The following is a 12563-nucleotide window of genomic DNA, read 5'->3' on the forward strand; positions in this document are numbered from 1 at the left end:
ATTTTAACTTTTATAATACTATAGGGGGTATGATTGAATGGCCATAAAAACTATGAATGTTCAAGAAGTTGCAAAAAGAGTCGTTAATAAAGAGGAGTTATTTATCCTAGATGTTCGAAACGAAGATGCTTATGCAGATTGGAAAATTGAAGGTGACAACTTTGACTACTTAAACGTCCCTTATTTTGATCTTATTGACGGTATTGAACCGATTCAAAATAAAGTTCCAACTGATCGTGATATTGCTGTTGTTTGTGCAAAAGGTGGTTCATCTGAATTCGTAGGAGAGCAATTAGTAGAGGCTGGTTTTAACAATGTTTATTCATTAGAAGGTGGTATGAAAGCTTGGAGTGAACACTTAGAGCCGGTAAAAATTGCTGATTTGAACGGAGGCGGGGAACTATTCCAGTTTGTACGTTTAGGTAAAGGTTGCCTATCATATATGGTTATCTCTGACGGTGAAGCAGCAACAATTGATGCGGTACGTATGGCAGATGTTTTTATTAATTTTGCTAAAGAAAAAGGTGCAACAATTACTCACGCTTTTGATACACACTTACACGCAGACCATATTTCAGGTGGGCGTGAAATCGCAGAGAAAACAGGGGCCACATATTGGTTACCACCAAAAGATGCAACAGAAGTACAGTTTGATTTTAAACCATTAGAAGACGGTGAAGATGTTCAAATTGGATCTTCTAAAATCAGTGTTCAAGCACTTTATTCACCAGGTCACACAATTGGCTCTACATCATTTATCGTAGACGATCAATACCTCATGTCAGGTGATATATTATTTGTTGATTCAATCGGGCGACCAGATTTAGCAGGTCTAGCTGATGATTGGGTAGGAGACTTACGTGAAACTCTTTACAAACGTTACAAAGAATTATCCAATGAATTGTTTGTATTACCTGCACACTTTATGACGAATATTGAGTTGAATGATGACGGTTCAGTTGGTGAAAAACTTGGTAAATTATACGAAGAAAATCATGGTTTAAATGTGGGTGATGAAAAGGAATTCCGTAGCATGGTTACAGAAAACCTTCCACCACAACCCAACTCTTATCAAGAAATCCGTGAAACGAATATGGGTAAAATTTCACCTGAGACTGAAGAGAAGCGTGAAATGGAAATTGGACCAAATCGCTGTGCAGTGAAGTAATAAATTGATGATGAGGGAATTAGAGGTTGTCATCTCTAATTCCTTTATTATTTCAGTTTATACCCAAGGAGGTTTCGATTTTGGAATATAGTCTTTTATTTATGGTTTTAATTTTTCTTATCGGTTTTGTTGGATCATTTGTCTCGGGAATGGTAGGTATTGGAGGCTCAATTATTAAATACCCAATGCTATTATACATTCCATCGTTACTTGGATTTGCTGCATTTACAGCCCATGAAGTATCTGGTATTAGTGCCGTCCAAGTATTTTTTGCAACCATTGGTGGTGTTTGGGCTTACCGAAAAGGTGGTTACCTGAACAAAGAACTCATCATTTATATGGGTGTTAGTATTTTAATAGGTAGCTTTATTGGTGGATATGGTTCGAGGTTCCTTTCTGAGGTTTCTGTTAACTTAGTTTATGCAATTCTCGCAACAATTGCTGTCATGATGATGTTTATGCCGAAAAAAGGTATAGATGAATTATCATTTGATGAAGTGACATTTAATAAAACGTTAGCAGCTATACTAGCCTTAATTGTTGGTATAGGTGCAGGTATAGTGGGTGCTGCAGGAGCCTTTATTTTAGTGCCGATTATGTTGATTGTATTAAAAATTCCGACCCGAATGACGATTGCCTCTTCATTAGCCATTACATTTATTTCTTCAATCGGTTCAACAGCAGGGAAAATCATGACAGGTCAAGTACTATTAGTTCCTGCCATTATTATGATTATTGCTAGTTTGGTTGCATCGCCAATTGGCGCAAATGTAGGAAAAAAAGTAAATACAAAAATATTACAAAGTATTTTAGCGCTATTAATTTTAGGTACAGCTATTAAAATGTGGATTGATATATTGGACTGAATTATGAAATTTAGCTCATGCCTGAAATTCGATTATATCTTCGTTTAATTATTTCTGTGTGTTTGTTCATTTGATACCTATTTTTTATCTAAATTATATCAATTAAGGATTCAGAGAAAAAAGGACTAACTATATACCGTCTTTAGTTAGTCCTTTTACTAAATTCATTTTTGCACTCTATCATAATGTTTTAAGGCTAATTTGGTGGAATAATAAACGACTATTCCAATGATTAGAAGGTAGATGATCCATCCCAAAAGTCCACAGTTCATCATCCCAAAGCCATAGCCACCCATCATTTGACTCACCTCAATCTGTACTAGAAATTATTCATCATGCCAGGGAACTCTGTATTGTCATGCATCTGTCCTTCTTCCCCGTGGCAATCATTGAACATTTCTTCTTGTTGTTCTGGTGACAATTCAGGATGCATTTGCTCCATTAATGGCTGCATATCCTCAAAGTTGAAAAAACCATTCCCATTAGAATCTGCAGCAACAAAGGTTGCACCTCCAATTAGAACTGCTCCAATTAATATTCCCATTAGTAATTTTTTCATCGTTAACATCTCCTTTCTTACTTAAATCATACCCCCCTTAAATGGATAATTTATGGTGAACTTATGTGGAAGTTGTGAAGATGATTATGATCGTTTGATTTTGATGGTACGATAAAAGAAAGAGGTGGTAAAATGACTAAAATTCTTACTGTTGATGACGAAGATATGATTCTTGAAGTGTTAGAAGCCTACTTTGAGAAAGAAGGTTGGGAGATCATTCTTGCTTCTAATGGTATAGAAGCTTTGAGAAAAATAAAAGAGGATCATCCGGATATCATTATTTTAGATCTAATGCTACCAGATATATCAGGTGAAGAGGTCTGCAGATTAACTAGAAAAGAAAGTGATGTTCCTATTATTATGTTAACAGCCAAATCATCAGAAGATGATCTCATCAATGGAATAGTTATTGGGGCAGATGACTATATAACCAAACCGTTTAGTCCCAGGGAAGTCATCATAAGAGTAAAGGCAATTCTACGAAGGGTTAATAAACTAGCCCAACGAAATGAGTTATCGTTTAATAATGGAAACTTAAAAGCAGACCTTATTAAAAAGGAGGTAGAATTAGGTGGTCAACTACTATCACTAACTCCTATTGAATATAAACTGTTGGTTACCTTGGCAAGCTACCCGGGAAGAGTTTATAGTCGTTTGGATCTGCTAGAAAAGATTCAAGAGGATGGAGCTTTTTTTGAAGGGTATGAACGTAGTATTGATACACACATAAAAAACTTACGGAAAAAAGTAGAAAAGGATTCTCGCCAACCAGAGTATATTTTGACTGTGTTTGGAATGGGTTATAAGTTTGGAGGTACACCTGATGCGGTTGACACTTCGTTTTAAGATTTTGATTTATCTTTTAGTTGTATCACTTTGTGGTATTCTCCTAACTAGCTTCTCGATCTTATGGGGATTTGAGGGTCAGTTTAGTGAATATATACAGAAGAATAGAGAAGAAAGTAGTAGATTGGTTGAAAGGGAGGCAATACAGTCTCACAGGGAAACGGGTGAAATTATTGATAACCAATTAATTAGCCTAATGCATCAACAGGCTATGACGGAAGACATATTTTATAAGGTTTATAATGTTGATGGTGAATTAATTGCTGATACAGCAAGAATGCTCGAAATGATGGATGGTATGGGTACGAATCCAGAGGTTAATCAGAACAATGAATACGAAATTGTTTCATATAACCTCACACATGATAATCGTTCGATTGGTAATATGGAAGTTTACTATCCAAAAGAAATTATCGGTGAAGATATAGCGTTTTTAGAAACGATCAAAAATAATATTTACCTTGCAGTATTGGTTACAGTTATTTTAGCCATATTGTTTAGTTTGTTATTTTCAAAACGCTTAACTAGTGGGTTTCGAAGGTTATCAAAAGCTATTCAAGAGTTACAAGATCATAATTGGAGAACACGTGTAAATGTCGAGAAATTAACAAATGAAATGAGACCACTAGGGGGATCATTTAATCAGCTGGCTGAGTCCTTATCAAAAGAAGAAATGCTTAGAAGACAGTTTACGGCTGATTTTGCTCATGAGATACGCACACCACTCGCCACGCTAAGAAGTCAAATGGAAGCTTATCTTGATGGGGTATTCGAGCCATCGAGCAAAAGGTTACAACAAAGTCATGATGAATTAATGCGGTTAGTACGTCTTGTGAATGAATTAGAAGAGTTAATAGCTGCTGAAAACCCCCAAATAAAACTCAATAAAAGCAAAATAGAAGTAGGCAATTTGTTACATTTAATGGAAGGGCAATTCGCTCTGGCTTTTAAGGAGAAAGGCGTTTTGTTGAACGTGGAAAAACCAAAGGAAGAATATTGGTTATATGCAGATCAAGATCGTGTTTTACAAGTGTTGACGAACATAATAAACAATGCTCTTCAGTATACTCCGGCTGGGAAAAAAGTATTTGTAAAGACAGTAGAATCTAACGATTATGTTGGTTTTATTGTTCAAGATGAAGGGATTGGGATAAAAGAAGAGGATAGGCCATATTTGTTTGAGCGATTTTATAGAGGAGATAAATCTAGAGACAGAAAAACAGGAGGAATAGGAGTAGGGTTGTCTATCGTCAAGGCATTAATGGACGCTCACCGTGGAAGAATTCAAATAGATAGTCAATGGAATGAAGGAACAGAGGTTTTAGTTCTTTTCCCAAAACGAACATGAGACTCATGAAAATCAACCATGTTGATCCTGTTTAAGACTGAGTAGGAAAAAAGATAACAGATTATTCATTATTACGTAACACTTTCATGATAATTTGTGGATAATTCTTCTTTATAGTTATTTAATAGAAGATAGATTTAGAATATCAAAGGGGGATGTAAGGTTTGCTAAAATCACGTGATTGTACTTTCTAGGAAAAGACTTAGTAAATCCTCCCTAACATAAAAGGAGTGGTATTAATGTCTAAACATGAAGATGAAAGACGAAATCATGATCATAGTCATGAACACCACAACCATGAACATCACCATAGTCATCACCATGTACACCATGAAAATCATAATCATCACGGTGGGAACAGCCAAAATGGACATGATCATCATGACCACAGTGATATGGTAGAAGATTTTAAAAAACGTTTTTATATTTCTTTAATTATGACGATTCCAATTCTTGCTCTATCCCCAATGATTCAGGGGTTTTTGGGTGTTGATTGGCGCTTTACGGGTGATATGTATGTATTATTTACAATCTCATCAGTTGTATTTTTCTATGGTGGCTGGCCGTTTATAACGGGAGCAATCAATGAGCTAAAAAGAAAGAACCCAGGGATGATGACGCTGATAGCACTAGCTATCTCCATTGCTTACGGTTACAGTAGCTTAGTTGTCTTTGGTTGGGGTGGTAATCAACTTTTTTGGGAATTAGCAACGTTAGTCGACATTATGTTGTTAGGTCATTGGATAGAAATGCGTTCAGTGATGGGTGCTTCTAATGCATTGGAACAGCTTGTTAAACTCATGCCAAATGAAGCCCATCGATTAGATGACAATGACGAAGTACAAGATGTTCCATTGTCTGATTTAAAGAACAATGATCGTGTTCTTGTAAAACCAGGTGAAAAGATCCCGGTTGATGGCACAATTATTGATGGAAAATCGGCAATTGATGAATCGATGCTTACTGGGGAGTCTGTACCAGTAGAAAAGTTTAAAGGTGATGAAGTCATTGGTGGGGCAGTCAATAATGAGGGATCTCTTACAATACAAGTAGAAAAAACCGGTGAGGAATCGTATTTATCACAAGTTATCACACTAGTAAAAGAAGCGCAGGAATCAAAATCCAAGACACAAGATTTAACGAATCGGGCCGCAAAATGGTTATTCTACCTAGCATTGATCGCTGGTTTTGCTACTTTATTTATTTGGTTGATGTTAGGGTATCCACTTGACGTAGCTATTGAGCGAATGGTAACGGTAATGGTTATTACATGTCCTCATGCGTTAGGTTTAGCAGCCCCTCTTGTCATAGCAGTTTCTACGTCAATTTCTGCTAAAAAGGGACTATTAATAAGAAACCGAGCAAACTTTGAAGGTGCCCGTAAATTAAATGCTGTTGTTTTTGATAAAACTGGAACCTTAACTAAAGGAGAATTTGGAGTAACAGATATCGTAGCTAGTGGAGAGTATAATGAAGAACAAGTCATAAAATTAGCAGCTAGTCTCGAGCAAAATTCTGAGCATCCAATAGCAACCGGAATTGTGAAGGCAGCAAAAGATAAAGATATTCCTTTGGATAACATAACAGACTTTGAATCTATAACAGGTAAGGGTATCCAAGGAAAAGTTGATGGTAAAAAAGTAAATGTTGTTAGTCCTGGTTATGTAAACAACAATAATTTAACGTATGATTTCCAGCTGTTTAATCAAATGTCCGAAGAAGGCAAAACGGTGGTGTTCGTCCTGCTTGAAGATGAGCTGGTTGGTATGATTGCACTGGCAGATATGGTTCGTGAAACAGCTAAAGAGGCTATTACCACTTTAAAAGAAAATGGAATACACCCTATTATGTTGACAGGTGACAATAAAAAAGTGGCAAACTGGGTTGCCAAGCAACTGGGTATTGATGAAGTTTATGCAGAAGTTTTACCAGATGATAAAGCCAATCAAGTTAAGGTTATACAAGAAAATGGGTGGAAGGTTGCTATGACAGGTGATGGTGTCAATGATGCCCCTGCATTAGCAACAGCTGACTTAGGAATTGCCATTGGTGCAGGTACGGATGTAGCCATGGAGACAGCAGATGTTGTACTGGTAAAAAGTAATCCTAACGATGTGGTATCATTAATGGATCTGTCTAAAAAAACGTATCGTAAAATGGTGCAAAACCTTTGGTGGGCAACAGGATACAACATTTTCGCAATTCCTTTAGCTGCAGGAATCTTTGCTCCAATCGGAATTGTATTAAGTCCAGCTATAGGAGCTATATTGATGAGTTTAAGCACAGTGATTGTTGCCATAAATGCAAAGTTGTTAAAAGAATAAAGTTATATAAGCTTTTAAAGCTTTACTGAAAGAAGGCAAATGAAAGTTAAACAAGAGCTTTGTACCAAATATCCAAAGCTCTTGTTTGGTAAAACCCAGTTAGGAGACTGTTTTATTAGTCATCTAACTGGGCTATCAATCATACTATACTATTTGATCTTTTTAAGTTTCTGTTAACTGAACAACTATCTTTCCTTCTTGATTTTTCGATAGATGAATAGTTTCACCAGGACTTAAACAACGATTATTTTGCATATTGTGTGGATTTTTAATCTTTAATTCCTTTTGATTCTCAAGTTCTATTTCGTTATGGCACCGACTTATTCCTTCCTCATCAGCTTCGCAATCAGTATCTGAAAGTACAGTGCCCTTAACTTCTCCTTCAAAGCTTCCTTCTAATAAATTAACTACATAAGTACCATCAGCACCATTTTCCTGTAGATCTAAACCTTCTTCAACTTCTTCTTGGGATAAGCCAACATCTTTGATATCGCTATTTGAATTATTGGGATCTTCTATTAATATAAAAAGTGCTAATGCGATAATCAATATGGTTCCTATGCCAATTCCTATTTTACGCATACAATAATCCCCTTTTCTTTAATTTCTAACATTACTATGAATCAATTTTTTGCAATACTTGTGCATTTTTCTTGAAAGATTGGTGTCTAACTTATGAGATAAAATTATTGTCATTTGTCCTTGGTCATAATTTTAGACTATTAAGTAAATGAATAAGTCTCTTCCTGGTTGACATAATTCATAAAACTTGTCACTAAATCAGAGGTAAGGGGTTTGCTGAAATAGTAGCCTTGAACCATATCGCATGATGATTCTCTTAGTAAATTGAGTTGATTGAGTGTTTCGACACCTTCGACGATCACCTTTAGGTCAAGGTCATGGGCTAAAGTCGCAATGGCATTGGTTAGTGCCTTGCTGCTTGGATCGGTCTCGATATCATTGATGAACGACCGATCTATTTTTAAGTGATCTACAGGAAAATTTCTTAAGTAATTTAAGGAGGAGTATCCCGTACCAAAATCATCAATTGAAATACGAACACCTAGTTCTCTTAGTGTATGGAGAGTTGAAACCGCAGATTCCACATCATGCATGACCATATTTTCTGTTATTTCAAGTTCGAGTAGGCTTGGGTCGACATTAGTTCTAATCAAGGTATCCGTCAGTTTATCTACCATGCCTTTTTGAAGAAATTGTTGGGCAGATAAGTTGACGGCAACTTTTATAGCTGGGTATCCTGCTTGTTCCCATTCTTTTATTTTTTCACAAGCAGTTTGAATGACCCAATCACCAATAGGAGTGATCAGCCCCGTTTCTTCTGCAATTGGAATAAATTCTGATGGTGGAATAATGCCTAAATCGGGATGGTTCCAGCGAATCAGCGCCTCAAAGGTATTTACTTGGTTACTATTAAGGTCGAGTTGTGGCTGATAGACTAAGTAAAATTCCTCTCTTGATAAGGCCATTCTAAGATTGTTTTCGATTAGTAGTCGTTCGAATGCACCGGCATTGATTTCGACTTCAGCTTTTTCGATTTGGTTTTTACCTTTTCGCTTGGCGCGATACATTGCCGAGTCAGCGTTTGAAATTAATGTTTCTAAATCATCGCCATCAAATGGATAAAGACTGATCCCGATACTAGTCGTAATATGAATCTCTGTCTCTTTTAAATGAAATGGGTGATTAAAAGAAGTGATTATTTGTTTGGCAATATTTTCTGCATCCTTTTCCGAGTTGATATTCCGTAGTAGGCAAACAAATTCATCCCCACCCGTTCTGGCTATGATGTCCTGTGAGCGAATACTTCTTTTTATTCGTTCGGTGACTTGGAGCAATAAGGAATCACCAGATGAATGACCGAGCGTATCATTAACAAATTTAAACCGATCCAAGTCCAAAAACAATACTGCAAATACTTGATCTTGGAGTTTTGAATCGGATAATGCTTGTTGAAGCTGTTGTTCAAAAGACCGTCGATTCGGAAGCTTGGTTAGTGTATCGATATCACCTGGGTTAGGACAAATAAATATTGCCGTTTCCAAGAACATTCCCTCATCGTCATAAATCGGTGTGATCACCACCCATTGTGTTGATATCCCATGATTTTTATGTCGAAGTTGACATTCACCCTCCCAAGGTTCCTCAAGTGTGATTGGACAATTAAAATGATCATTTGTATGTGAACCAAGCACCTCATTAATGCTAGTTCCGGTAAGCTCTTGAAAAACCGAATTCACGTAGGTGATTTTACCGTTAAGGTCAGTAATTAACATACTGACAGAGAGCTGTTCGAACCCTTGCTCACAAATATGTTGAAACTGATTATTCATCACGATTCCTCCTTTATCCAAAGCATAATTTAAGTGGATGATTATGTACTTGATTTGTGTCAATGTTCTCCGTCCTTTTCTTTGAAATAATGGGATTAACTATTAATGGGGGTGTGAGCGATGAATTTATTTTCATTTGACGATATGAAGGAGATTAAAAGAGACACGTTAGGTGATATGGTTCCATTAGAACTATTTAGGTCAGTAAGGCTTATTGGGATGTATCAAGGGTTACCCATGAAAGGTAAGAACACTACCATAACCGTAGGGAGAAAAATTGGAGAGAGTATTCCAGTGAACTCTTTAGAAGAAACGTTGAAGGTGTTTGAAGAAATGAAAATCGGAATTCCTAAGATTATTGATCAAACTGATGATCAAGAGGTTCATATCTCCATTGAAGACTGTTTTTGTGAAGGGTTACCAGTTCATGAAGGGAATATGGTCTGTGACTTAGAAGGGGCAATCTTGGAAGGTGCCCTATCAACTGTCTATGATGGGAAAATTAATATTAGAGAAGTTAAGTGTAATGTCAATGGTGATGAAAAATGCGAGTATAAAATTAACTTTTCATAGATTTAAGAAACACCTCTCCCAGATTCGTTCTAGGAGAGGTGTTTTTACGTATTGTACCATTGCTTGGTTAGGCTGTTTTCTACGTCTTGAATGAGTCGAATGAGCGTGGTTAAGACGTTATCGATTTGTGTTAAATCGACTTTAGATGCATCATGATGGATTAAGTTATTAGCCTCAGTTATTAATTGTTGATACGTTTTTAAGTGTGAATCTAATTCGATAAATGAATCAAGAGAATTAATCTGACCGTCTGATTTAAGCTCTTGATACCAATGACTATGATCATTTAAGACTTGTTCATTTGCTAGGTCTTCGTAACCGAGCATCTTATTGTAAATGAACCATTTCTTATTTTTAAGTTCAGTTTGTGCGACACGAAGCTTTTGAGCAGGGGTTAGTTCTGGGATGACCTCAATTGTCTGGTGTCTAAGTTCATCGACTTCTAAGCTAACTTGGTAAATCGATTGTCCTGTTAAGTTCCCTTGTTTTTTGATATCTTCAGTATGCTGGTGGACATTGGTAATGCGATCAGTAATCTCATGAGTTGCAGCTGATTGTTGTTCTGCGATCGCTGCTATATTACTAGTTGCACTACTTACTTCATCGACTTGAACCATAATATCATCAAGGGTTGTGATCGCTTCTTTCGTTTGAGTTACCCGACCGTGGATTTGGTTAGACATTTGATCTACTTCATCTCCGACTGATTCGGCTTCATTTTGAATGCCGATAATCGTGCTAGAGATTTTTTCGACAGATTGCTGGGTTTGCTCGGCTAAGTTTCTAACCTCATCAGCAACGACTGCAAATCCTTTTCCACTTTCTCCTGCACGTGCAGCTTCAATGGAAGCATTTAAGGCTAATAGGTTCGTGTCGCTGGCAATATTTTTTATAAAATCGACGACTTGGGATATATCGTTTACTTCTTTAACGAGTTGGTCAATTTTATCCTTCGTATTGGTGAAGTCGTCTGCCATCGTAAGGAGACTATTAAGTGACGTTTCGATCACTTCTTGGCCTTTTCTTGCTTCTGTTACCATTTGTTCACTGCTTTCGGATACAGATACGGCATTGTTCGCTACTTCTTCCACTGAAGCACTCAGTTCTTGTGAAGAGGCACTGACATTTTCGGTTTCATGTGTCGTGTTTTCAACATCTTCCATTAATCCTTTGACTTGGTCAGCGCTGGTGACATACTCCATCACGGTGCTAATACTTTGAACCATCTGGTAATCATGTGCTTCTTGATAAGCACTTAAAACAATTAAACTATCAAATGTAATAATTCGATTAAGTGCTACGAGAATCTTGGACAGTTCATTAGGTGATTTATGAAATTTTGCAGCGATAAACGGAATGATATATTCATAAACACGTGTGTAAGAGCCAATAAACCATTCGTCTGTTAGGTGGATCTTGTTGTGAATCTGCCCGATCTTTTTACGATACTCGATGTATTCTTCATCCAAGGTCGGTTTAGTTAGTTGCTTGTAATACTTAATAATCGCAGTAGTATAACGTTCTTTGTTGGAATACTTATGAAATATATCTTTGATCGTTGGTATATCCATGATCATTTCTAACATAACTATAACCTTCCTTCTTCATCTTCTTGTTAATAGGTTAGTTCAAACTCTAGAGTCATTTCATTGATTTATATCAATTGTTAGATATGTTAAACGTCATTTATAATTTAAAAATCATTTAGTGAAGGAAGTGGAAATGTTTTCACACTTGTTTAAATAGAGGTTTATATGTTCATCATGGTAATGATTCAATTATAATAGAATGAGGATATCATTATAGGAGGGCTCAGACATGCGAGTCATAAAAACCTTAGTATTAGTTGGAGCGATTATTTTCACAATTAATGTCGTCCCATTTAATCAACTAACAAGTAGCCAAGTAGAAGGTCAACATGAGGATGAAAGCCAATTAAATAGTGGATTAGTTGATGACTTCATGGAACGTATGTCTGAAGTTGATTTAACCCATATGGTAAGTTATGCGATTAATACTTTTGATCAAATTGCCGTCACATTTTCACAAATGAATGAAAGTGAATCTGAATCAGCACCGGTGACTCAATCAGAAGACCCAAGCAAAGTAGAGTCAGAGGTAGAGGTTTCAGATTTTGACGCTCTTGAGTTTGAGGAGCAGGTCCATACATTAGTGAATGAAGAGCGTGACAAAGAAGGGTTATCTCCGTTAGATTTTTCAGATGAAATTAGTGTTGTAGCGCGTGAGAAATCGAATGATATGGCAGCTAATGATTATTTCGACCACCAGTCTCCGACATACGGCTCACCTTTTGAGATGATGGATCACTATGGTCTTGAGTATCGAGCTGCTGGTGAAAATATTGCCATGGGACAACGCTCACCAGAACAAGTAATGGATGGCTGGATGAATAGCGAAGGACATCGAGAAAATATATTAAATGACACGTTCACACATATTGGTGTTGGTTTTGTTCAAGAGGGTTATCAGACTTACTGGACGCAAATGTTTGTTGGAAAATAACACCC

The 12563-nt window shown here is 36.7% G+C and carries 11 protein-coding genes; 7 read left to right on the forward strand and 4 right to left on the reverse strand.

Going from position 1 to position 12563, the window contains the following annotated elements; genetic code table 11:
- Window positions 1-37 precede the first annotated feature (37 nt).
- Both HWQ49_RS08915 and HWQ49_RS08920 read left to right on the forward strand, forming a co-directional pair.
- Complete coding sequence (locus HWQ49_RS08915) at window positions 38-1168, forward strand: MBL fold metallo-hydrolase (protein ID WP_188207265.1); 1131 nt, start codon at window positions 38-40, stop codon at window positions 1166-1168.
- Between the two features lie 101 nt (window positions 1169-1269).
- Entirely contained in the window at window positions 1270-2034 is a 765-nt protein-coding gene (locus tag HWQ49_RS08920) for a sulfite exporter TauE/SafE family protein (protein ID WP_394810771.1), read from the forward strand.
- Between the two features lie 319 nt (window positions 2035-2353).
- On the opposite strand, the gene HWQ49_RS08925 is transcribed toward HWQ49_RS08920, so the two are convergent.
- Entirely contained in the window at window positions 2354-2593 is a 240-nt protein-coding gene (locus tag HWQ49_RS08925; protein ID WP_188207267.1) for a hypothetical protein, read from the reverse strand.
- A gap of 132 nt (window positions 2594-2725) precedes the next feature.
- Between HWQ49_RS08925 and HWQ49_RS08930 the strand changes: the two genes are divergently transcribed.
- The 3 genes from HWQ49_RS08930 to HWQ49_RS08940 all read left to right on the forward strand — a co-directional run bounded on the left by HWQ49_RS08930 (window position 2726) and on the right by HWQ49_RS08940 (window position 7111).
- Window positions 2726-3439, forward strand: coding sequence for a response regulator (locus HWQ49_RS08930; RefSeq protein WP_188207268.1), 714 nt, complete (start codon window positions 2726-2728; stop codon window positions 3437-3439).
- The gene (locus HWQ49_RS08935; RefSeq protein ID WP_188207269.1) at window positions 3417-4787 is read left to right on the forward strand and encodes a sensor histidine kinase; all 1371 of its coding nucleotides are present in this window, start codon (window positions 3417-3419) and stop codon (window positions 4785-4787) included. The genes HWQ49_RS08930 and HWQ49_RS08935 overlap by 23 nt, the downstream gene beginning before the upstream one ends.
- A gap of 239 nt (window positions 4788-5026) precedes the next feature.
- Window positions 5027-7111: a heavy metal translocating P-type ATPase gene (locus HWQ49_RS08940; protein WP_188207270.1), complete on the forward strand. Its 2085-nt coding sequence runs from the start codon at window positions 5027-5029 to the stop codon at window positions 7109-7111.
- Window positions 7112-7273: 162 nt separating this feature from the next.
- Here the strand turns inward: HWQ49_RS08940 and HWQ49_RS08945 are convergent, their stop codons facing one another.
- Window positions 7274-7693 (reverse strand): hypothetical protein, encoded by a 420-nt coding sequence (locus tag HWQ49_RS08945; RefSeq protein WP_188207271.1) that lies wholly within the window; start codon window positions 7691-7693, stop codon window positions 7274-7276.
- Window positions 7694-7833: 140 nt separating this feature from the next.
- On the reverse strand, window positions 7834-9462 hold the full coding sequence (locus HWQ49_RS08950; RefSeq protein ID WP_188207272.1) for a sensor domain-containing protein: 1629 nt from the start codon (window positions 9460-9462) through the stop codon (window positions 7834-7836).
- A 120-nt stretch (window positions 9463-9582) separates the two neighbouring features.
- Between HWQ49_RS08950 and HWQ49_RS08955 the strand changes: the two genes are divergently transcribed.
- Window positions 9583-10035: a V4R domain-containing protein gene (locus HWQ49_RS08955; protein ID WP_188207273.1), complete on the forward strand. Its 453-nt coding sequence runs from the start codon at window positions 9583-9585 to the stop codon at window positions 10033-10035.
- A gap of 44 nt (window positions 10036-10079) precedes the next feature.
- Here HWQ49_RS08955 and HWQ49_RS08960 read toward each other — a convergent pair whose 3' ends face one another.
- Window positions 10080-11621 carry a globin-coupled sensor protein gene (locus HWQ49_RS08960; RefSeq protein WP_188207274.1) on the reverse strand — a complete coding sequence of 514 codons (1542 nt, stop codon included), beginning with the start codon at window positions 11619-11621 and terminating at the stop codon, window positions 10080-10082.
- Window positions 11622-11853: 232 nt separating this feature from the next.
- Here HWQ49_RS08960 and HWQ49_RS08965 point away from each other — a divergent pair, with 232 nt between their 5' ends.
- Window positions 11854-12558 carry a CAP domain-containing protein gene (locus HWQ49_RS08965; RefSeq protein ID WP_188207275.1) on the forward strand — a complete coding sequence of 235 codons (705 nt, stop codon included), beginning with the start codon at window positions 11854-11856 and terminating at the stop codon, window positions 12556-12558.
- Window positions 12559-12563 lie beyond the last annotated feature (5 nt).

Origin of the sequence: Alkalibacillus aidingensis (assembly GCF_014595945.1) — a bacterium.
Taxonomy (GTDB): Bacteria; Bacillota; Bacilli; order Bacillales; family Alkalibacillaceae; genus Alkalibacillus; species Alkalibacillus aidingensis.

Excerpts from the sequence above, each read along its gene's own strand:
- HWQ49_RS08955 (WP_188207273.1), top strand. The coding sequence starts at position 9,583 with ATGAATTTATTTTCATTTGACGATATGAAGGAGATTAAAAGAGACACG.
- HWQ49_RS08945 (WP_188207271.1), bottom strand. The coding sequence starts at position 7,693 with ATGCGTAAAATAGGAATTGGCATAGGAACCATATTGATTATCGCATTA.
- HWQ49_RS08920 (WP_394810771.1), top strand. The coding sequence starts at position 1,270 with ATGGTTTTAATTTTTCTTATCGGTTTTGTTGGATCATTTGTCTCGGGA.
- HWQ49_RS08915 (WP_188207265.1), top strand. The coding sequence starts at position 38 with ATGGCCATAAAAACTATGAATGTTCAAGAAGTTGCAAAAAGAGTCGTT.
- HWQ49_RS08960 (WP_188207274.1), bottom strand. The coding sequence starts at position 11,621 with ATGTTAGAAATGATCATGGATATACCAACGATCAAAGATATATTTCAT.
- HWQ49_RS08940 (WP_188207270.1), top strand. The coding sequence starts at position 5,027 with ATGTCTAAACATGAAGATGAAAGACGAAATCATGATCATAGTCATGAA.
- HWQ49_RS08930 (WP_188207268.1), top strand. The coding sequence starts at position 2,726 with ATGACTAAAATTCTTACTGTTGATGACGAAGATATGATTCTTGAAGTG.
- HWQ49_RS08935 (WP_188207269.1), top strand. The coding sequence starts at position 3,417 with ATGCGGTTGACACTTCGTTTTAAGATTTTGATTTATCTTTTAGTTGTA.
- HWQ49_RS08965 (WP_188207275.1), top strand. The coding sequence starts at position 11,854 with ATGCGAGTCATAAAAACCTTAGTATTAGTTGGAGCGATTATTTTCACA.
- HWQ49_RS08950 (WP_188207272.1), bottom strand. The coding sequence starts at position 9,462 with ATGAATAATCAGTTTCAACATATTTGTGAGCAAGGGTTCGAACAGCTC.
- HWQ49_RS08925 (WP_188207267.1), bottom strand. The coding sequence starts at position 2,593 with ATGAAAAAATTACTAATGGGAATATTAATTGGAGCAGTTCTAATTGGA.